We start from the raw sequence: 21671 nt of genomic DNA, 5'->3' as shown, positions 1-21671 counted from the left end.
AGCGGCGACCCCGCGGCTTTGTGTCCATAGTGGGGTCGAGCGGCAGGTACGACAATGCCGATTTCACATTGTGAAAATCACCGTGAGTACAACTCCGCCGGCGCATCGGTAAGGGCGGCGGTGGACTGGAACAGTGGCCCGATTCGGCCCGCGATCTGGCGCATAGCAGGCACGATGCCGCGCACCAGCTCCTCGTTCAGTCGCGCCGAGCGGGCCTGCACACCGAGCGCGCCCCACACCTGCTTATCCGGTCCGAGCACAGGCACCGCGACCGAGCGGACCGGATCCTCGCGCTCGATGATCTCCATGGCGAAACCGGTGCGCCGCACACGATCCAGATCTACCAGCGGCGTCGGTCGTCGCTCGATGCCCTCGAAAACGGGCGCGAAGGCGAGCAGAGCCTGGCCGACGGCGCTGGAGCGCAGCGGCTGACGGGCTTGCGGCAACTGGTTGGGGCAGAAGTACACCGGCGGGCGCGCCTGGAAGACAGTGACCGCGTCCCGGTCGTCGGCGACGCTCAGGCTGACGGTGATCTTGATGCCTGCGGCCAGCGCGTAGAGGTGCGGTGCGGCCGCGTCGATGCCCAGCCGCGATAACGCGGGCCGGGCCAGCGAGGCGAGCCCGTGTCCGATTCGATAGCGATCGGTCGCCGGATCCTGCTCCAGCAACCGGCCCCGTACCAAGGCCTGGGCCAGCCGATATGTGGTGCTGACCGGAAGTCCGGCTCGGTGCGCCAATTCACTTACCGACAGTTCGGGATCATCGCCCTCGAAGCAGTTCAGTACCTGAATCGCACGGTCGACCGCTTGGGCACCCGAACGGGGTTGCTCGGCGTCAGTCATGGTTCCTCCTGATATTCCGACCGATCGGGATGTGGCCAGAACTATCGCCGGATGATCCTGGCGCGGCAATGGTTCTGCGCCCGCTGCGCCGATTCCTCGCGCGGGAATGTCGGCAACGTCAAAATCGCGCTGATTCGAAGGGTTTTGCGATACCGACGACGCTCACAGAATTGAATTCCCGCGCTGACCCCGCATTCCGCCGATGATTGCCGCTTTGGCAATCCCGACGTATCAGGAGCAGACGCATGAGTGAACTCTGGCAGACCAGTACCGACGTACTGGTCATCGGCGGCGGTCCGGCCGCCGCGTGGGCGGCCATCCACGCCAGGGAGGCGGGTGCCGAGGTGACGCTGGTGGATAAGGGCTATTGCGGAACCAGCGGCGCGACAGCACCTTCCGGTACCGGCGTCTGGTACGTCGCCCCGGAGGCGACCGCCCGTGCCAATGCGAAGGCCAGCCGAGAGGCGCTCGGCGGACATCTCGCTGATCACTATTGGATGGATCGGGTCCTCGATCAGACCTACACCAACATGAATCGGCTTGCCGTCGAAGGCAAGTACCCCTTCCCCACCGATCCAGCGACCGGCGAACAGTTGCGCACCGGGGTGCAGGGGCCTGAGTACATGCGCCGGATGCGCGCGTGGGTCAAGCGCGTCGGCGTCCGCATCCTCGACCATTCACCGGCTCTCGAACTGCTCGTCGACGATGCGGGCACGGTTCGCGGCGCGGCCGGATACCAGCGTCAACTCGATCGCGACTACCGCATCGCGGCAGGCGCGGTGGTGCTGGCCAGTGGCGGTTGCGCATTTCTCTCGCGTGCGTTGGGCACCAACGTCGATACCGGGGACGGCGCACTGATGGCCGCCGAGGTGGGTGCGCGCTTCTCCGGTATGGAATTCTCCAATGCCTATGCGATCGTCCCGAAGGGTTCGACGATCACCAAGACCGCCTACTACGGCTATGCGACGTTCTTCCACGAGGACGGACGGGTGCTCGAGGGCGCGGGCTCCACGAAAGGCCGATCGGTGATCGCCCGAACATTGCTGTCGGAGAAGGTATTCGCCCAACTCGACCGCGCCGATCAGTCGGTGCAAACGCAGATGCGGCTCGGACAGCCCAACTTCTTCCTGCAGTTCGATCGGCGTGGCATCAACCCGTTCACCGACCGTTTCGAGGTCGATCTACTCGCCGAGGGCACGGTGCGTGGCACCGGCGGTATCGATGTCGTCGACGATGATTGCGCGACCACGGTGCCCGGTCTGTTCGCGGCGGGCGATGCGGCGACCAGGGAACGCATCTGCGGTGGTTTCACCGGTGGCGGCAGCCATAATTCGGCATGGGCGATGTCGTCGGGGAGTTGGGCAGGTGCGGGTGCGGCACGGTTCGCGCTCGGCTCTTCTCGACCTGACACTGCCGCTGTGCGCGGCGCGGGGCGAACCGGCCTGCGGCCCAGCGACTCCCCTACACTCGATGCCGCCGAGATTGTCGAGGCCGCGCAGGCCGAGCTGATTCCGTTCCAGAAGAACTACCTGCGCCATGGCGAGCGACTGCGACCCGCACTCGACGCGCTCGACACCCTCTGGGAGCGCGCCGGTAATGAGCTCGGTGGCCGTACCGGTGACGATCGCATCCGGGCCAGGCAGGCCGCCGCCATCACCGCGGTCGGTCGGCTCATGTACGAATCGAGCCTGGCGCGCACGGAGACTCGCGGTATGAGCAAGCGCGCCGACCATCCGGAACAGGATCCGGCACAGCGCCACCACATTCTGTCCGGCGGCCTTGACGCCGTGTGGACCGAGACCGCCGAGGTCGCGTCATGATCGAAGTCGTACTCGCCGACGCTTGCATCGGCTGCGATAAGTGCGTGGATGCCTGCCCGACCAACGTATTCGACCGCACTGAATCCGGAATCCCGGTCATCGCACGGCAGTCCGACTGCCAGACCTGCTTCATGTGCGAGGCCTACTGCCCCACCGATGCCCTTTACGTCGACCCCGAATCAACCCCGCTACCGCCCGGCAGCCCGATCGCTCAGGATCAGATCGGCCGCTACCGCGAGAAGATCGGCTGGGGCAAGGGGCGCACGGCGGGCAGTCTGGTCGCCATCGGCCCACGCTTACCGCACGGCGCACCGCCGCCCCGCCTCATCACCTGACCGCACCCCCAAGTATGTGGCTCGGTCAGCGGCGGTAGCCGATATTGCCGCATGGCGCACTCTCGCCAGCGGCGCTAACCGCGGTAGCCGAGTTGTTCGAGGAGACCGTCGAGTTGAACTTCGAACAGCTCGGCCCGATCGGTGAAGGTGTCGGCGCCGTACTGATCGAAGACATCGAAGGTTACGGCGCCGAACAGGCCGACCCACATGGTGATGCCGCGTGCGACGAGCCAGTCGGGCAGGTCGTGATCGAACGCGGCCTTGATATCGGCAAAATTAGCTGTGAGTGCGGCCGATAGCGGACGCTGCTCGGCCGGTGGGGTGAGCAGGTCGGCGCGGTAGGCGCGGGCGAAGAGGGTTTGCATGGTCGCGATGACCCGCGTGCCGGGGACGGTGGTCTGCTCGGCGGGGGCGTCGTAGCCCGGCACTGGTGTGCCGAACAGGAGTCCGTAGCGGGCGGGCTCGGCCAGCGCCCAACCGCGGACGGTACGGCCGACGATGCGCAAGCCCTCGATCGGATCGTCGGGGGCATCGGCCAGTGCCGCATCGACCGCGTCGCCGAGTGCGTTATATCCGTCGATCACCAGCAAGGTCAGCAGTTCATCGCGGCTGCGCACGTAGCGGTATACCGCAGACGACACCACACCGAGATCGCGGGCGACCGCGCGCAGCGAGAGAGCGGCCGCGCCACCGGTGGCCAGGTGTTCGCGGCCGATCCGGACGATATCGTTCATGGTCTGGGCCCTGGCCCGGGCACGCGGTGTCGTTGCCATACCAATCACCATGCGCGCTGTAGAGAGCAATGTCAACTAATGCGAGCACTGCTCTTGACTTTGGTCCGGACGGGTTGCATGCTTATTCGCAACAGAGAGCACTGCTCGCCAAAGTAGACAAGGACTCACCGTGTCGGAACTGCATATCATCACCGGAGCCGGGCCCACCGGAACCACTATCGCCGAGCAATTGGCCGCGGCAGGCAAACAGGTCCGGGTGCTGACGCGTTCCGGGAGCGGCCCCGATCATCCACTCATCGAGCGGCGCAAGGTCAATGTGACGCTGCCCGAACAGCTTTCGGGTGAGTTCGATGATGCGACGGCCGTCTACCACTGCCTGGGCGGTTCGGAATACACGGCGAAGGTCTGGCGCGCGGAGCTGCCACCGGCCGAGCGCGCCGTGCTCGATGAAGCCGAAAAGGCCGGCACAGTAGTGGTTTTCGCGGAAAATATCTATTCCTACGGCAAGGTCGACGGTCCGATCACCGAAAACCTGCCCCGCAACGCCGACTTCGGTAAACCCAGCGTCCGGACCCAGCTGGTGCGCGCTCGCGAGGCACACGCCGCCGCGACGGTGAGCGTTGCCGCCGCGGACTTCCTCGGCCCGTATGTGCGGGCGTCGCTGGCCGGGGAGCAGGTCTTCGTCCCGATCCTCACCGGCAAGCGGGTGCAGGCACTCGGCAAACTCGACCTCCCGCACTCCTACACCTATATGCCCGACCTCGCCGCCGCCATGATCCGCGCCGCCGCCGACGAGTCGGTATGGAATTCCTTCCTGCACGCTCCGACCGCGCCGCCGATCACCCAGCAGCAACTCTTCGATGCGATCGCCACCGCCGCAGGAGTCTCGGCCCCGAAGGTCTTCGCGGCACCGGCCGCCCTGCTGCGCATGCTGGGCCTCACCAACGAAACGATGCGCGAGCTGGCCGAGATGAGTTACCAGGTCACGCGGCCGCTCGTACTGGATTCGTCCGCCAGCGAGGCGCGCCTCGGCCTACGTCCGACGCCGATCGACGAGGCCATCGCGGCCACCGTCGCCTGGTGGCAGACCCAGCTCTGAGCCTTTGCTACTCGGTAGTAGTGTTACCGGTGTCACTGGCGACACGGATCGAGGAGCACCACATGGACCAGCGAGAAACGGATTTCGACGTACTCGTGGTCGGTTCGGGATTCGGCGGCAGCGTCACCGCGCTGCGGCTGATCGAGAAGGGCTACCGGGTCGGTGTGCTCGAGGCCGGTCGACGCTACGCCGATGATGAACTGCCCGAAACCAGCTGGGATCTGCGTAAATTCCTGTGGGCGCCCAAGCTCGGCTGCTACGGCATCCAGCGCATCCACCCGCTGCGCAATGTGCTCATCCTCGGCGGCGCGGGTGTCGGCGGTGGTTCGCTCAACTACGCCAATACGCTCTACGTGCCGCCGGAGCCGTTCTTCCAGGATCAGCAGTGGCGCGATATCACCGACTGGCGCGCCGAGCTGACCCCGTACTACGAGCGCGCGAAGAAAATGCTCGGTGTGGTGCAGAACCCGCATATGACACCGGCGGACGAGGTGTTCAAGAAGGTCGCCGACGATATGGGCGTCGGCGAGACCTTCGTGCAGACCCCGGTCGGCGTCTTCTTCGGCGGGCCGGGAAAGACCGTGGCGGATCCGTACTTCGGCGGTGTCGGCCCGGACCGCACCGGCTGCCTCGAATGTGGTGAATGCATGACCGGCTGCCGTCACGGTGCGAAGAACACTCTGGTGAAGAATTACCTGTACCTCGCGGAAAAAGCTGGTGCACAGGTGATTCCGATGACGACGGTGACCGCGATCCGGCCGCTGCCCGACGGCACCTGGGATGTCTCGACCGAGCGTACCGGCGCGTGGTTGCGCAAGCGGCCGCAGACCTACACCGCAGGTCAGGTCGTGCTCGCCGCGGGTACACTCGGCACCCAGAAGTTGTTGCACGCCATGCGGGATCGGGGCATTCTCCCCGAATTGTCCGACCGGCTCGGTCAACTCACGCGCACCAACTCCGAATCCATTGTGGGCGCCGCGACCCGCAAGGTGAACCCGCACGTCGACTTCACCCGCGGCGTCGCGATCACGTCATCGATTCACCCGACCCACGACACCCATATCGAGCCGGTCCGCTACGGCAAGGGCTCGAATGCGATGGGGCTGCTGCAGACCCTGATGGTCGACGGCGGCGGGCGGGTGCCGCGCTGGCTGCGCTTCCTCGGCCAGGTGGTGCGAAACCCGTTCACCCTCATCAGTTTCCTGAGCGTGAAGAACTGGAGTGAGCGCACCATCATTTCGCTGGTGATGCAGCACCTCGACAATTCGATCACCACCTACACCAAGCGCGGCCTGTTCGGCCGCAAGCTCACCAGCAAGCAGGGCCACGGCCAACCCAATCCGACCTGGATTCCGGCGGGCAACGAGGTGACCCGCAAGGTCGCCGAGGAAATCGGCGGTGTCGCGGGCGGCAGCTGGGGCGAAGTCTTCAATATCCCGCTCACCGCGCACTTCCTCGGCGGCGCCCCCATCGGCGCGGACCGCGACACCGGCGTAATCGACGCCTACCACCGAGTTTTCGGCTACCCGACCCTCAGCGTGGTGGACGGCGCCGCCGTCTCCGCGAACCTCGGCGTCAATCCGTCGCTCACTATCACCGCCCAAGCCGAACGCTGCGCCGCCTATTGGCCGAACAAGGGCGAACGGGACCTGCGTCCGGCGCAGGGGGTTGCCTATCAACAGATCCAACCGATCGCCCCCAGTAACCCTGCCGTTCCCGCCGACGCCCCGGCCGCCTTGGTCCTGCCGATCGTCGAAATCCGCACCCCCAAGTCCGCCGCCAGCTGAACGCGGACGTTTGATCCGACACCGATGCACAGCTGGATGTCGTAGTCGAGCAATAACTTCACGCGACTGTGGCACCTGCCAGGTATCGATCCGTAGATACGTCACCGTGCTTCGAGCGGGCGATTGATCGGGTCAGTTGCGGACGATCAGGACCGCGCATGCGACGACCAGGGCCAGCACGATCGCGGCGAGGCCGAAGACGAGGCGGTGGTTGCGCAGCGCCGGGATCACGCGGTCGACGGCGTAGCGGCCCGGACCGGTGAGGGCGAGCGATGCGGCGGCGAGGGTGAGGATCAGTTCGTATTCGATCCCCTTCGGGGCGAAGAAGCCGCCGCCCCATTTGACGGCGATCGCGTTGAGCAGGGTCCCAACCAGTGCCGCGGCGGCGAGCGGGGTGAGCAGGCCGATGGCGAGGGCGAGCCCGCCGAGGGTTTCGCTGAGGCCAGCGACTGCGGCCATCGCCTTGCCCGACGGGTAGCCGCTCATCGTGAAGAATGCGCCGGTGCCGTCGAGACCGCCGCCATTGAACCAGCCGAACAGTTTCTGAGCGCCGTGCGCGGCCATGGTTAGTCCGACGGCCAACCGCAGAACCAGTAGGCCGAGATCGTAAGTGTGTGTGGGCGTGGCAGTTTCGGTGTGCGCGGCAGGGGCGGCGATGGTCGCGGTCATGAGATGCCTTTCGTGGTGCGGTGGATTCAGCCGAGCTGGATGGAGCGCCGGGCCATGCCCAGCCAGAAGCCGTCGATGACGGTGCGTTGGTTGGTGAAATCGTCCGCGCCCGCACCGAGGGCCACGAACAACGGTGCGAAATGGTCGGTGCGCGGATGCGCGAGATGTGCGGCCGGGGCTTTGTTTTCGAAGTCGAGCAGGGCGTCGAGATCGTGGGCGGCGAGGGTTTCGCGGCCCCAGTCGTCGAATTCGGCGGTGAAGGTGTAGACGTGCTCGTCGTCGGTGGTGATGGCGCGCAGGTTGTGAGTGAAGAAGCCGCTGCCCACGATCAGCACGCCCTCGGCGCGCAGCGGCGCGAGCCGACGGCCCACCTGCATCAGCCGCTGCGGGTCCAGCGTCGGCATCGACAGCTGCAAAACCGGGACATCGGCCTCGGGGTACATCTCCTTCAGCGGCACGTAGGCCCCATGGTCCAGCCCACGATCGGGCACATCGACGACGACGCCGCCGAGCAATTTGCGCACCTTGTCGGCCAGTTCCGGCGCTCCCGGTGCGGCGTATCGCACCTGGTAGTAGCGCTGTGGGAAACCGCCGAAGTCATAAATCAGCGGCACCGTCGTGGTGGCGCCGAGTGCGATCGGCGCGGCCTCCCAGTGCGCGGAAATCATCAAAACCGCCGTTGGACGCGGCAATTCACGCGACCACGCGGCGAGCTCACCGGGCCACCGTGGGTGATCGGCCAGTGGCGGGGCTCCGTGTGAGAGGTAGAGCACCGGCATCTGTCCGGCCATGGCTGCCCTCCGTCCAACTAGTTCAAATTTGAATCCAGTGGCGACTATAGCGTGTTGTTCAAATTTGAACAACATCGGTAGGATGGCCGCTGTGACTGACGCGAAATGGCTGAACGAGCGGGAGATGCGCACCTGGCAGGGTTTCCTGGCGGCGGGTGCGCTCGTCGGCCGTCAGGTCGAACAGCACCTCAAACAGGAGGGACTCTCGCATACCCAATACGAGGTTTTGGTCCGCCTCGCCGCGGCACCGGAGGGCCAACTACGCATGACCGAATTGGCCGATGCTCTGTATACCTCGAAAAGCGGCCTGAACTACCAGGTCACCCAAATGGAGAAGGCCGGTCTGGTACGCCGCGAAGCCTGTCCCACCGATGTCCGCGGCGTCATCGCCAACCTCACCGCGGCCGGACGCGATCGCCTCGAGCAGATCGCCCCCGGCCATGTCGAAACGGTGCGTGGCGTCCTCATCGATGTGCTGACCCCCGAACAACAAGAGGCCATCGCCGCTGGTCTCGGCGAGGTCGCCCGACGGCTCAGCTGAGGTGCGCACCTCGGGCGATCTCCACCCCGCACCGACGTGGTGCGGCGAGAGCGGCAATCCGACCAAAGCAGGACAGCCTAGGTGACCTCTGGGTGATGTCACCGGCATTGGGAACGCCGCACAATCAGGGCCGTAAGAAATCTGTTGGGAAACTCTAAGCCCGGCCGGATTTGATGCCCAGGTACGGATGTGACGCTGATGGTCGCAGATTCGAGCCGAGAACGGAGAAGATAGTGCCGACGACGTTTCCGAGTTCCGTCACCGAGGCCGCATCGGATACGGTGCAGGACTGCCGCCGACGTGGCTGGACGGTCGCGGAAACGACCAATGGTGTCTGTCTGATCACCGACGAGCAGATCTCGGCCATCGAACTCACCGGCGCACTGGCCGCCACCGTGCGCCGGTATCTTCGGGCCAACAACCTATCCGGTCCGGTGATCGAAATCCCTGGTTCGCAACGCCGCGAGATTCATCTGGTGGTCGGTGCGGCCAAGGCGGCCATGGCGATCGGCGCACTGCGCGGCCTCGGCGCGCTCGTCCACACCGACGGTGCGAGCATCCCGCTCCCGCCGACCCGCCTGTCGGCCGGTTCAGCCTGCTGGGGGATTTCCCCGCGGGAGGCCCGCTGGGTTCCGCCGGTGGTCGCGATCGCCGCCGCGGCGCGGGCCACCGAATTCGGCCGCAAGCGGCATGTCACCGATCTGGCGAGCTGAGCGACGTCGGAACCGATTCCGCTCGACCAGTCGTCGGCGTCACGTCTTCGTTGTCGGCAACGGCTTCGCGGACAACGACTTTCCGCTCGATGCGCCACAGCCAGGCCGGTGCCCACCAGCAAGCGTCGCCGAGCAGCTTCATGGTCGCGGGGACAAGCAGCATGCGCAGCACGGTGGCATCGATGAACAGCGCGGTGACCATGCCGACAGCGATGTACTGCATCATCACCAGATCCGATAGCGCGAACACACCCGTCACCACTATCAAGATCAGCGCGGCAGCGGAGATGATCCGCCCGGTACGCGCGACACCGGTGCGGACCGCCTCCGTCGTGGACGCACCCGCCCTGCGCGCCTCGACAATGCGAGCGAGTAGAAAGACCTCATAATCGGTCGACAGGCCGTAGACCACCGACACGATCAGCATCAGCACTAGCGGCATGATCGGCTGCGGCGTGAAACCCAGCACCCCGGCCCCGCGCCCCTCGACGAAGATCCAGGTCAGCACGCCAATGGTGGCTCCGAGGCCGAGCAGATTCAGCACAGCTGCCTGCAACGGCAACACGATTGAGCCGAAGGTCAGCAACAGCAGTGCGGAGGTGGCGATGAAGACGAGCGTGAGCATCAGCGGTAGCCGGTCGAGCAGCGCGTCGATGCTGTCGCGTTGCACTGCCGGTTCGCCGCCGACCATCACCGTTGTTCCCTTGGGCAGATCCATCGACCGCAGATAGTCGATGGTCGCGTCGGCATCCGCCGAGCTGGCCAGCACCGTCTCGGTGGTGTAGACGAACGGTTGCGCCGGGCGCTGTGTCGGTTTCGGGAACGGCGCGGCCACGCCGGGGGCCTGCGAGGCGCGCGTTACCACCGTCTCGATATCCGAGCTGTGGTAGGTGGTCATGACCAGGTAGATCGGGTCGATCCGGCGCAGCGGGAAGATCTCGTCGAAATGCCGCTGTGCCAATCGAGTCGGGTGATCGGGTGGGAGAAAACGCTCGGTGATGCCACCGAACGCCAGATGCTGCACCGGCGCGATGAGTAGCAGGAGTCCGGCACACACCGGGATCGCGACGGCCAGTGGTCTTTTCATCACAACTACGGCAACGCGACCCCAGAAGTTGTCCGGTACGTCGTCGGCGGACCCGGTCTTGCGGAACCAGTCGAATCCGAGCAGGTCTACGCGGTGGCCGAGCACGGCGAGCAGCGCGGGCAATAATGTGACCGCCGTCAGCGCTGCCAGTGCGATAGTCACGATCGCACCGTAGGCGAACGACCTCAGAAACCCTTGCGGGAACAGCAGAATGCCACACGCCGCCGCGACCACGATGGTCGCGGAGAACACCACTGTGCGACCTGCGGTCGATACCGACCGACGGACCGCCACCGGTACGTCATGGCCGTCGGCGAGTTCGTCACGGAATCGGCTCACGAGGAACAGTCCGTAGTCGATGGCCAGGCCAAGGCCGATCATCGAAACCACCGGGGAGACGAAGGAATTCACCTCGGTGACGGTGGTGATGGCGCGGATGATTCCCCAGGCCGCCAGCACGGTGAGTCCGCCGACGATCAGCGGGAGGGCGGCGGCGACGATCCCGCCGAAGAGGAAGAACAGCATCACCGCGACGGCAGGGATGGCGAACAGCTCCATCCGCGCCTGGTCGTGGGCCATGGTGTCATTGAGCGCACCGGCGACCGGCTGCCCGCCCGCGATCTCCATATCGATGCCCGGTACGTCCAAACCGTCGGCGACCTTGCCGAAGTTGCGCATCAACTCGGTCTCGTCACGGCCTTTGACGGCGATGGAGGCGAATGCCTGCTTGCGGTCCTCGGAGCCGAACAGATCCGGCACTGCCACACCGGTTTCGGTAGGCCAGTATGTTCCGTTGATCTTCGCGATCTCATCGGGGAAGCGCCGCGGCAGCTCGTTCAGACTGTCGACGATCACACTGGTGAAGGTCGGATCATCGATCGTCGCACCCTCTGGCGCGTGGTACAGCAGGATGACGTCACCGCTGTGATCACGCCCGAATACCTCGTCGCGCACTCGCGCCGCGTGTGCGGATTCCGAGTTCGGATCGTCCCATCCGCCCGAACTCAGATCATCGCCGAGCCCGAGACCATAGGCACCCAACCCCAACATCGCGACCACAATTACGCCGATCACCGTGAATCGTCGCCGAACGATGACATCTGCCCACTGCGTGAAATCGGCGAACAATCGCCGCCTCCTAATGCGTGCGTGAATCGATCGGCCCGGGCCGATCAGCTGGATCGTAACGATGCCGCCGTCAGCCATCCACGAATCGGCGAGGATTCCGACAGCGCACAACAAATCAGGCGCTGCGATTGTGAGCTGGTCCGAAATACCAGGTAGCCCAAGGGTATTCAGCACTCGAGTTGGGCTACTTCACAGTCCACGAGCCGTGAATTGACGTGATCTACAGAATGTCACGGGCCCTTGTCGCAACGTCGATAGACTCGGCCCCGGTTTGTCCACTGTGTTGGACTTCGTTATGCATATCACCCTATTCGCGCGGCGACGAGCAGCCGTATTCGGGAGGAACTGCGTGTCGGATATCGCTATTGTTGGTATCGGCTGTCGATATGCGGGTGGAATCGATTCGCCCGATACGTTCTGGAAATTTGTGGTCGATAAACGCGACGGCGTCGTCGAGATTCCACCGGACCGGTGGGATTACCGCCGGTACTACGATCCGGATCCGCGCACGCCGGGCCGCAGTTACACCAAACGTGGCGCCTTCATGACGATCGATCCATGGGAGTTCGATCCGGACTTCTTCGGTATCTCGCCGCGTGAGGCGACAGTGCTCGATCCACAGCAGCGCCTGATGCTCGAGGTGACCTGGGAGGCGCTCGACGATGCCGGGATGGCAGGCCGGGCGGCCGGTGCACCGGTCGGCGTGTACGTCGGCGGGTTCGTGGTGGACCAGTCGGTCATCGGCGTGGTGGGTCCGGCACTGTTCCATACCGATATGCACACACCGGCCAGCGCGTCGTACACCATGTTGTCCAATCGAATCGCCTACGCGCTGAATCTGACCGGTCCCGCGCTCACGGTCGATACGGCGTGTTCGTCGTCGCTCGTCGCCTTCCATCTCGCGTGCCAGGCGCTGGACAACGGCGACTGCACGGTGGCTTTGGCCGGTGGCGTGAATGTGATGCTGCAGCCGGAAACGTTCGTGTTGATGTGCAAGGGCAGTTTCCTGGCCGCCGACGGCCGATGCAAATCCTTCGATGCCGCGGCCGACGGTTACGGCCGCGGCGAGGGTGCGGGCATGGTGGTGCTGAAGAAGCTCGACGATGCGGTGCGCGACGGTGACCGCATCTACGCGGTAGTCAAGGCAACAGGGTCCAATCAGGACGGCCGCACGACGGCCATCACCGTGCCGAACGCCGATTCCCAAGAGGCACTGGCCCGTTGGGTGCGCACGCGCGCCGGTCTGTCACCCGACGACATCACCTACGTGGAGGCGCACGGCACCGGAACCCTGGTCGGCGATCCGGTCGAGTTGCGTGCGCTGGGACGCGCCTTCGGTGCCCCGGCGGGACGTTCGAGCATTCTCGGCGTCGGTTCGGTCAAGGCGACCATCGGTCACACCGAGGCCGCCGCCGGCGTCGCGAGCGTGATCAAAGCGGCGTTGGCGATCCGACATCGCACTATTCCGCCACAGGGCTGGCTGGACAAGGCCAATCCGGACATCCCGTTCGACGAGCTCGGCTTGCGCGTGCAGGTGGACGCCGAAACGCTGCCGCCGGATGCCGCTCCGATGACGATCGCGGTCAATGGTTTCGGCTACGGCGGCACCAACGCCCACGCGATCCTGCAGGAGTACCGCTCGCGACCGGCGGCGTCGACCGCCGGACACCATCATGGGATCCTGCCCATTTCGGCCCGCAGCACCGGCGCCGCCCGAGCTCTCGCTGGGCGTTTCGCCGAGCTGATCAGCGCAGGCGCCGATCCGGATCACCTGGCCGAGGCCGCGTGGACGCGACTGGCCCACCATCAGTACCGCACCGGTGTCCTCGTCAGCGACACCGATGAGCTGGTCCGGGATCTGCGGGCGTTCGCAGCGGGCGAGGGCCGCGACGCGGTCCGTACCGTTGTCTCCCGCAATAGCGAGCCGGTGTTCGTCTTCTCCGGTATGGGTCCGCAGTGGTGGGGTATGGCGCGCGCATTGCTCTGCGCCAGTGGCACATTCGCCGATACCGCGCATCGGATCGATGTGGAGTTCCGCGCGGTCTCGGGCTGGTCCATCATCGAGGAGCTGCTGCGACCCGAGGAAGAGTCGCGCGTGACCAGCACCGAGGTGGCGCAACCGGCCAACTTCCTCGTGCAGGTCGCATTGGTGGACGAGCTTGCGCGGTTCGGGATTACCCCTGCCGCCGTGATCGGCCACAGTGTGGGCGAGGTGTCAGCGGCGTATGTGAGCGGGATGCTGACGCTGCCGGAAGCGGTGCGGGTCGCATATCACCGAGCCCGATTGCAGGCGACCACCGCCGGATCGGGCGGCATGCTCGCGGTCGGGCTGACGCCGGAACGGGCCCGCGAACTCGTCGGTGACGATCCGCGCGTGGACATCGCGGCAATCAACAGCGGGAATTCCCTCACCCTGTCCGGCGATATCGACCGACTCGACGAGATCGCCGAAAAGCTCACCGAGGACGCCGCTTTCGCGCGTCGGCTGCGCGTCGAAGTGCCGTATCACAGCCGGTTGATGGATCCGATCCTGGCGGAACTGCGTACCGAACTCGCGGATCTGTCACCGCGGCCGCCGCACGTACCGCTGTATTCGACCGTGACCGGCGACCTCGTCACCGATGCCGACTGGGATGGCGAGTACTGGTGCGCGAATGTCCGTCAGCCGGTGCGGTTCTACGATGCCATCGCCAAGGTGATCGCCGCGGGCAGTCGGGTATTCCTGGAGGTCGGGCCGCATCCGGTGCTGTCGGGCAATATTCGCGAGGCCCTCCTCGACGCGGACGTACACGGCACCACGGTAGCGACGCTCGACCGTAAGGAGCCGGATTCGGCGAGCATCCGTCGCACGCTGATCGGACTCTACGGTGCCGGTGTACTGAACCAGGAAGTGCTGTTCCCCGCCGACCGCCCGGCCACCGCGCACGTGCCGCTCCCTCGGTATCCGTGGCAGCGGAGGCGATTGCATTCGACGCTACCGCTTTTCGAACAGGCCAGGCTCGGCACACCGGATAGCTATGCCATGCTCGGCGATCCGGATGTCGAGGGCCGATCGGACTGGCTGTTGCAGGTCGGTTCCGAATTATTGCCCTGGTTGGCCGATCACGTGGTCAACGGGGTGAGGATCATGCCGGGCGCGGCATATCTGGATGCCGCGCTCAGCGCGACCGCGACGCGATTGGGTGTCAAACGAGTTGCGCTGGAACAGGTTCGGTTCGTCGCCCCATTGATCATGGGCGCACCGGATGTGCCGCTCATGGCACTGAGCGTCGAGGATTCCAGCGGACGATTCCTGATCAGATCGCGCAATGCCACCGGCACGGCGTGGACCGTGCACTCGTTCGGCCGGACGCTGACCGGCAGCCACGCGCCGACGAAAGCGACCGTGCCCAGCATTGATGTCGGTATCGATATCGATCCGGAGATGTTCTACTCCGGGCTGGCGGCGGCCGGCCTGCAGTACGGCCCCGCCTTTCAGCGGGTGACCTCGGTGCGGGTCGGCGAGAATACGGTGGTGGCGACGGTCGACGGCACGATCGCCGCGGACTCCGGACATCTCGCGCATCCGGCGGTGGTCGATGCCGCGATGCAGACCGCGGCGCTGCTGTTCGCCGACGAGCGGATCAATGAGGGCATTATGGTGCCCGTCGCCGTGGCGGCGGTCCGGTTGCTCGCGCCGATTCCCGACCAGATCACCGTGGTCGCGCGCCGTGATCCACGGGCGCGGCTCCGCGCCGATGTGGATCTGCTCGATGCCGATGAAAATCTGGTTCTGCGATTGACCGGCCTCCAAATCGGTGCGCTCAAACCGGGCGACGATCCGCTGCATCGCATGGCCGATTTCTACTACGCCGACACCATGGAACAGCGCGATCCCATCGACCCGGCCGCGTTGGCCGATTCCGGCCCGGTCGCCACGGTGGTCGTCGCGCTCGGAAAGAGCAACCGCGCCGAACAACTGGCGCAGGCTATCCCGGAATCGCGGCTCCACGTGGCCGATCCGGCCGGACCAGAACTGGGGACGGAGCTGGTCACGCACCTGCTGGCCGCTCGGACCGAGGACGCGCAGCGGCTGCACGTCTGTGTCATCGTCGGAACCGTCGAGGACGATCTGGCGTACCTGTGGATGCTGAAGCAGCTCGCGGTAGCCGTACACGAATTCGCCAACCCGCCGTCGACTGACGGTACGCCGCAGACAATTTTCGGCGACGGCGCCGCCCATGTCACCCTCGTGACCGAGCGCGCATTCACATTGCCGGACAGTACGATCCCGCCGGATTCCCGGCACGCGGCACTGGCCGGCGCGCGGCGGGTGCTGTTGAATGAGCAGACACCGTTGCGGTGGCGGCTGATCGATGTCGAGCCCGAAACGACCATCGCCGAACTGCTCGCGGAATTGGCTGTGCCCGGGGCATTTTCGTACGACAACTCCGATGAGGTGCTGCTGCGCGACGGCAAGCGCTGGGTGCCTGTGGTGACCAAGCCGCTGCCGGAACGTCTCGAGGTACTCGATACCCCGGAGCCGCTGACCGATCCCGAGGTCAATTTCGAGCTGGAACTCCCACGAACCCGGCTGCTGTCGGCGCTGGCCTGGCGGCAGTGCCCGCGCCAGGAACCGGGTCCCGATCAGGTCGAGGTCCGTATGCAGGTCATCGGGCTGAACTACAAGGATCCGCTCAAGGTCATCGGTCTGCTCGGCGAACGAGAGCTGGCACCAACGTATTTCGGCACGGTGCCGGGTATGGAAGGGGTCGGCACCGTGGTGCGTGTCGGCGCCGAGGTCGATGGCATCGCGGTGGGCGACCTTGTCGCAGTGGCGGCCAAGGGCATGATGCGCCGCTTCGCCATTGTCGACCGCCAGCTTGCCATTCCACTGCCGCCCGATGCCGACCCCGGATACTGCACCAGCACCATCGCTTTCGGCACTGCCGAATATGCGCTGCTGGATCTCGCCCGATTGGAGCCAGGTGAGACGGTGCTGATCCACGGTGCCGCAGGTGGCGTCGGTACGGCCGCCATTCAGGTCGCCAAGGCGCTGGGTGCGCGGATCATCGGGACCGCGAGTTCGGATGAGCGCCGGGCACATATCCTCGCCCTAGGCGCCGATCACGCCGTGAACTCGCGGTCGCTCGACTTCGTCGACGATGTATTGGCGCTGACCGACGGTAAAGGCGCCGAGGTGGTGCTCAGCAGCGCACCCGGAGAGATCCTGCGCCAGAACTTCAATGCCGTCGCCGAATTCGGGCGCATCGTCGAGGTCGGCAAGGCCGATATCTACACCGGCGGGCTGCTCGAGCTAGCCAACTTCGACAAAAATGTGGCCTATTACTCGATGGATCTGGATCGCCTGGTCGCCGTCCAGCCGCAGCGGCTGGCGAAGCTGCTGCAGCGGGTGTACGAGAAGGTCCTCGCGGAGGTCTACCGGCCGCTGCCGTATCAGATGTTCGAAGCAGACGAGGTCGGTAGGGCCTTCGAGGAGACCATCCGATCGACCCGGCTGGCCCGGATCGCACTCCGGATGGATTCGCCGCAACCGCTCGTACGACCCTACCTGCCCGAGATCGAGATCCATTCCGACGCAACCTATCTCGTCACCGGCGGATTCGGCGGATTCGGGATGGCGACCGGTCGCTGGCTGGTACTGCGCGGCGCGCGCCGACTGGTACTGCTCGGCCGCGGTGGTGCGAGCACTGAGGAGGCGCGTCGACAGCTCGAGGCCTGGCGCACGGTCGGTGTCGAGGTGATCGAGGAGCTGGTCGATGTGACCGACCCCGATGCGGTCGCCGACGTCGTGGCTCGCGCCCATAGCGCAGAACACCCGCTGCGCGGCATCTTCCACTCGGCGGGATCGGTGGCGGATAACCGACTCGACCAGATGGAACACGAACAACTGGCCAAGGTGTACCTGCCGAAGGTGCACGGTGCGCGAGCCCTGCATCGCGCGGTCACCGAAGCCGGTATTCGGCTGGATATGTTCGTGCTGTACTCCTCCGGCGGCTCGATGTACGGCATCTACGGCCAATACAATTACTGCGCGGCCAATGTCGCGGTCGAGGCGCTCGCCGAAGAGTGGTCCAGGGCCGGTGAGCGGGCGCTGTGCATCGGCTGGGGCCACCTGTCGGGAGCCACCGGCGGGATGGCCGCCGACGAAACCGCAGTGAAGTACCTGGACCTCGTCGGCTTCGGACCGATCGATATGGCCGATGCCACCGCCTATTTGGAGCAGACACTGCGCCTGGGCGAAACGCGTGCGGCGATCATCCCCACCGATTGGGCCAAGCTCACCGGTACCTTCCCGCAGCTGACCCGCACCGGCCGGACCATCGAACTGGCCAAGGCGGCCGCCAAGGACACCTCCGAAATGGCCCAGCTGCGCTCCGAACTCGTCGAAATGGAAGAAACCAAGCGGGGACCGTTCATCGCCCGCAAAATGGCCGAGGAACTCGCCGCCGTCATGGGTGTGCCGGTGGATTCGATCGATATGACGGTGCCAGTGCCCGAACTCGGGCTGGATTCGCTGATGGCGGTGGAACTGGGTGCGCGCGTCACCAAAACCCTTGGCATCGACCTGATGTCGTTGCAGATGGGTCGATCGTTCAGCCTGGAACAGGCGGGTCCGAAAGTAGCGGAATTGATTCTGGCCGCCGAACCCGGCCAGCCACAAGCGATTCCGGCGCCGATAGCCATGACAGCCGCGACCAATGGGTCCGCGGCCGGGAACGGATCGACACCGGAAGGCAGCGTGCCACCGATCGCCGTAGCGCAGCGCTGACCGCCCCTATCGACGAATCGAGGTATCGCTGTGGTCAATTTCGGGCTCATCGACGAATGGGAACCAGCCCCCGGTCGGCTGATTACCTGGGTCGCCGCACCGGAGTCGGTGGCGCGGGCCGCCAACGCACCCGTCCATCCCGCGCCGCCGTCGCATCAGCAGGAACAGTATCTGCGCCTGGCCGACCGGCACGCCGCCGCCGACTTCCGCTACTCCGGCCTTTGTCTGGTCACGGCCGAGATACCGACGGGCGATCTCGACCGGGATGCGATGACGCGCGCCATCAATGCATTCCTCCTTCGCCACGACACCTTTCGGACCTGGTTCGCCATTGATTCCGGTGGCACGGTGCGGCGACACCTGGTCCCCCCGGAAGTGGTCGACTTCGTACCGATCGATTACGGCCGCCTCGACGACGCCGAGACCATCCGCGAGCATGTGCAGAAGACGACTCCCGGTCCGTTCCACTGGGATTGCTTCACCTTCGGCGCGATCGAACACGGTGAATCGACCACGGTCTACCTGGCCGTCGACCATCTGCACACCGACGGGCTCGGACAATACCTCTCCGGTTTCGACCTCGCCCACCTCTACGCCCAGCAGGTCTTGTCGGATGTCGAGGACCTGCCCCCGGCCGCGAGCTATCTCGACTACTGCGCGATCGAACGCCAGTACACCGCCGCGATGAGCCTCACCTCGCACGGCGTACGGAAATGGCTCGAGCTGATCCGCGGCAATGACGGCGAATTACCTTCCTTCCCCTTGGATCTCGGTAAGCGCACCGACGGTTACAACCGCAGCGCCCATCGCAGCATCACTTTGATGGACGAGAACGACGCACGCCGGTTCGAAAAGGTCTGTCGTGCGAACGACGCCGAATTCGTCGGTGGTGTCTTCGCCGCCGCGGCGCTGGCCGAACGCGCACTTGTCGATAGCGACTACTACTTCGGCATGACACCGATCAGTACCCGCACGTCCCCGGCGGAACGCGCCTCGGTCGGCTGGTATGTATCCCTCGTACCGGTGGCCTTCCCGATCGGCACTCCCAGCTTCGCCCGCACCGTGACCATTGCGCAGCGGGCCTATGAGAACGGTATTCGGCTGGCGCCCACGTCATTTCACCGGGTAGTGGAATTGCTGCCGGCCGATACCGATATCAAAGCCAGGCCAGGGTGGTCGACTCCGATGATCTCCTATGTGGACGCGCGTGACTTCATCGGACATGAATTCTTCGGCGAGGTGCGCGCAGGCGTGTATGCCAATCGGGCGGCCTCCGAAGAGGTTCTGGTGTGGATCAATCGGCTACCGACGGGGACATCGTTGAGCGTCATCTATCCCGATACCCCGGTGGCGCACCGATCCGTGCAACGCTATGTGTCCGCCATGCAGGCGGTGTTCTCGTCGGTCGTCGGTACTACGTAACCAATTCCATCAGTCCGCGTGGATCGGATGGCATCGCCTCGGTCGGGAAGTTCAGCCGCACCAGCCGATGTGGCGGGGCCGCATCGAAGTGCGCGACAGATGACGGTATGAGGCCTCCGATCATCTTGTCCAAGAAGCTGTTCACGTGCGCGAAGCCGGGCCGCAGGTGCACCGGCCAGCTGGTCACGCGCCCGGCCGGCACATCTACGGTAGTCGGCTTGGCCACCCGCGCCGTCAGCGGCCAGTGCACCGAAAAGGCCAACCACAGATCGAGCGATGCCACCGCACCCTCGGCGAAATCCAGCCCGCGTAGCAATGTCAGACCGCCGATGAGTGGCATGACATTCGATGGAAAAGGGCCAATGCCGCTGCCGAATTGTAGGTGGGTGGTATCGAGGAAATGCGCCTCCTCGCGCGAGACGACCATATCGCCGGAGCGCGTTTCGGCGCGATAGTCTTGTGCGCGCAACCAGCCGTCGATCCGCCGGAAGCGCTGTTCGATCCGAATCGTCGGATCTCCGTCACCCGCACGCATTTCTACGGTCGAGTGGTAACCGTCGTCTTCGTGCGCCACCACGTTGGTCACCTCGAATCGGTGTGGCTGGTCCGCGATACCGACCGTATACACGGATTTCTCGCCATCGGGGATACCGGGATCACAGAACGCAGTGTGCACAATTCCTCCTGTCGGCGACGTTACGGAGACTATTCAAATCGCTTGCGGCACTTGCGGATGGACAAAATCGATATTCCTGCGACTATTCACAAATGTCCCGACCACAGACATGATCCACACACAACTCGCCCGAACCACTTCCTCGTCGGGTGCACATGCTGCCGTCTCGTGGGGATTCATTGCCCCAGCGCCGCACTGAGTACGGGCCACGAATTGTGCAGGTCTTCCTGCCAATACCCCCAGGAATGCGTGCCGGTGGGCCGCAAATCGAAGGCGGCCGGAATATCCAACTCCCGCAATCGATCGCGCAGTTGTGCGGTGCACCTGGCGGTGATGGCATCCAACACGCCACCGATGACCAATTGATCCAGGAGTTTCACCGGATTCGCATTGATGCCCGGTCCGTCCAGTGTGTCGAGCGGTCCCGGTTGTCCGCTGCCGGTGGATACGTAGATCGTCGTACCGCGCAGTTGGTCGGCGTGCAGATAGGGATCGTTGGCGGCCCACGCCGGATCTGTCGGCGGACCCCACATATTCAGCGGATTGCCGCGACGAGCGGTCACGATGACATTCACCATCGCCTGTCCCGGCAGGTCGCTGGTGCGCACACACCCGCTGTAGGAACCGATGGCACGGTAGAGCCCCGGCGCGGCGATGGCGAGCCGGAATACCGCCGAACTCGCCATTGAAAGCCCGGCAATGGCATTGGCTCCGGTACCGCGAAAAGCCGAATCGATAATCGATGGCAGCTCCGCGGTGAGAAAGGTGGTCCAACGCTGCCTGCCGATCACCGGATCGTCGACGCGCCAATCCGCGAAAAAGGTGCCACCACCTCCGACCGGCATCACCACGGTGACCTGCTTGTCGGCGAAGAACCGCTCGATATCGGTTTTGGTGAGCCAATTGCTGCCATCACTCCAGGTGCCGGTATCGGTACCTCCGTCGATGCCATTGAGCAGATACAAGATGGGTGCGGGTGTCGAATCATCCACCGCGGGAAGGACTTCGATGGACACGGTCCGGCCCATCGCCTCGGAATACACGGTCAGATCGAGCACCCGTCCCGGCCCGCGCGCCGCGGCGAGCAGCCGTGATCCATCCGGTGCCTGCCGTGCCGCCGCCAATGCCCGCACCGGAGTCGGCGCGTTCGGATCCGGTGCGGAGTCGGCGAGCGCGATACCGGTGGAACATGCGAGGACGGCGGCCGTGCACAGCGCGACCACACGGGGACAACACCAGAGCTCCACCCGGCACC

15 protein-coding genes are annotated in these 21671 nt (G+C 65.1%); 8 read left to right on the top strand and 7 right to left on the bottom strand.

The window, feature by feature from the left end; translation table 11 throughout:
• Positions 1-77: 77 nt before the first annotated feature.
• Positions 78-842 (bottom strand): IclR family transcriptional regulator, encoded by a 765-nt coding sequence (locus tag ACIBG0_RS06205; RefSeq protein ID WP_397029727.1) that lies wholly within the window; start codon positions 840-842, stop codon positions 78-80.
• A gap of 245 nt (positions 843-1087) precedes the next feature.
• Between ACIBG0_RS06205 and ACIBG0_RS06200 the strand changes: the two genes are divergently transcribed.
• Together ACIBG0_RS06200 and ACIBG0_RS06195 are read left to right on the top strand one after the other, a co-directional pair.
• Entirely contained in the window at positions 1088-2662 is a 1575-nt protein-coding gene (locus tag ACIBG0_RS06200) for an FAD-binding protein (protein WP_397029726.1), read from the top strand.
• Complete coding sequence (locus ACIBG0_RS06195) at positions 2659-2997, top strand: 4Fe-4S dicluster domain-containing protein (RefSeq protein WP_397029724.1); 339 nt, start codon at positions 2659-2661, stop codon at positions 2995-2997. The genes ACIBG0_RS06200 and ACIBG0_RS06195 overlap by 4 nt, the downstream gene beginning before the upstream one ends.
• Before the next feature lie 74 nt (positions 2998-3071).
• Here the strand turns inward: ACIBG0_RS06195 and ACIBG0_RS06190 are convergent, their stop codons facing one another.
• The gene (locus tag ACIBG0_RS06190) at positions 3072-3770 is read right to left on the bottom strand and encodes a TetR/AcrR family transcriptional regulator (RefSeq protein ID WP_397029722.1); all 699 of its coding nucleotides are present in this window, start codon (positions 3768-3770) and stop codon (positions 3072-3074) included.
• 130 nt (positions 3771-3900) lie between these two features.
• Here ACIBG0_RS06190 and ACIBG0_RS06185 point away from each other — a divergent pair, with 130 nt between their 5' ends.
• A complete protein-coding gene (locus ACIBG0_RS06185) occupies positions 3901-4830 on the top strand; it encodes an NAD-dependent epimerase/dehydratase family protein (RefSeq protein ID WP_397029721.1) in 930 nt (309 codons plus the stop codon).
• A 62-nt stretch (positions 4831-4892) separates the two neighbouring features.
• The gene (locus tag ACIBG0_RS06180) at positions 4893-6617 is read left to right on the top strand and encodes a GMC oxidoreductase (protein ID WP_397029720.1); all 1725 of its coding nucleotides are present in this window, start codon (positions 4893-4895) and stop codon (positions 6615-6617) included.
• 132 nt (positions 6618-6749) lie between these two features.
• Here the strand turns inward: ACIBG0_RS06180 and ACIBG0_RS06175 are convergent, their stop codons facing one another.
• Complete coding sequence (locus tag ACIBG0_RS06175; RefSeq protein WP_397029719.1) at positions 6750-7286, bottom strand: DoxX family protein; 537 nt, start codon at positions 7284-7286, stop codon at positions 6750-6752.
• A 26-nt stretch (positions 7287-7312) separates the two neighbouring features.
• Entirely contained in the window at positions 7313-8077 is a 765-nt protein-coding gene (locus ACIBG0_RS06170; RefSeq protein WP_397029718.1) for a dioxygenase, read from the bottom strand.
• An 82-nt stretch (positions 8078-8159) separates the two neighbouring features.
• On the opposite strand from ACIBG0_RS06170, the gene ACIBG0_RS06165 reads away from it, so the two are divergent.
• Together ACIBG0_RS06165 and ACIBG0_RS06160 are read left to right on the top strand one after the other, a co-directional pair.
• Positions 8160-8618: a MarR family winged helix-turn-helix transcriptional regulator gene (locus ACIBG0_RS06165; protein WP_397029716.1), complete on the top strand. Its 459-nt coding sequence runs from the start codon at positions 8160-8162 to the stop codon at positions 8616-8618.
• A gap of 233 nt (positions 8619-8851) precedes the next feature.
• On the top strand, positions 8852-9331 hold the full coding sequence (locus ACIBG0_RS06160) for a hypothetical protein (protein ID WP_397029714.1): 480 nt from the start codon (positions 8852-8854) through the stop codon (positions 9329-9331).
• On the opposite strand, the gene ACIBG0_RS06155 is transcribed toward ACIBG0_RS06160, so the two are convergent.
• Complete coding sequence (locus ACIBG0_RS06155) at positions 9312-11546, bottom strand: MMPL family transporter (RefSeq protein WP_397029712.1); 2235 nt, start codon at positions 11544-11546, stop codon at positions 9312-9314. The two genes, ACIBG0_RS06160 and ACIBG0_RS06155, sit on opposite strands and share 20 nt — an antisense overlap.
• A gap of 349 nt (positions 11547-11895) precedes the next feature.
• On the opposite strand from ACIBG0_RS06155, the gene ACIBG0_RS06150 reads away from it, so the two are divergent.
• Positions 11896-18318, top strand: coding sequence for an SDR family NAD(P)-dependent oxidoreductase (locus ACIBG0_RS06150; protein ID WP_397029711.1), 6423 nt, complete (start codon positions 11896-11898; stop codon positions 18316-18318).
• Between the two features lie 30 nt (positions 18319-18348).
• Positions 18349-19740, top strand: coding sequence for a condensation domain-containing protein (locus tag ACIBG0_RS06145; RefSeq protein ID WP_397029709.1), 1392 nt, complete (start codon positions 18349-18351; stop codon positions 19738-19740).
• Here the strand turns inward: ACIBG0_RS06145 and ACIBG0_RS06140 are convergent.
• Positions 19733-20416 carry a hypothetical protein gene (locus ACIBG0_RS06140; protein ID WP_397029707.1) on the bottom strand — a complete coding sequence of 228 codons (684 nt, stop codon included), beginning with the start codon at positions 20414-20416 and terminating at the stop codon, positions 19733-19735. The two genes, ACIBG0_RS06145 and ACIBG0_RS06140, sit on opposite strands and share 8 nt — an antisense overlap.
• A gap of 176 nt (positions 20417-20592) precedes the next feature.
• Positions 20593-21663 (bottom strand): alpha/beta hydrolase, encoded by a 1071-nt coding sequence (locus ACIBG0_RS06135; protein WP_397029706.1) that lies wholly within the window; start codon positions 21661-21663, stop codon positions 20593-20595.
• Positions 21664-21671: the final 8 nt, after the last annotated feature.

The organism is Nocardia sp. NPDC050630, from assembly GCF_044457245.1.
GTDB lineage: Bacteria > Actinomycetota > Actinomycetes > Mycobacteriales > Mycobacteriaceae > Nocardia.
The sequence above is the reverse complement of the archived record's forward strand: the minus strand, read 5'-3'. Positions and strand labels throughout refer to the sequence as shown.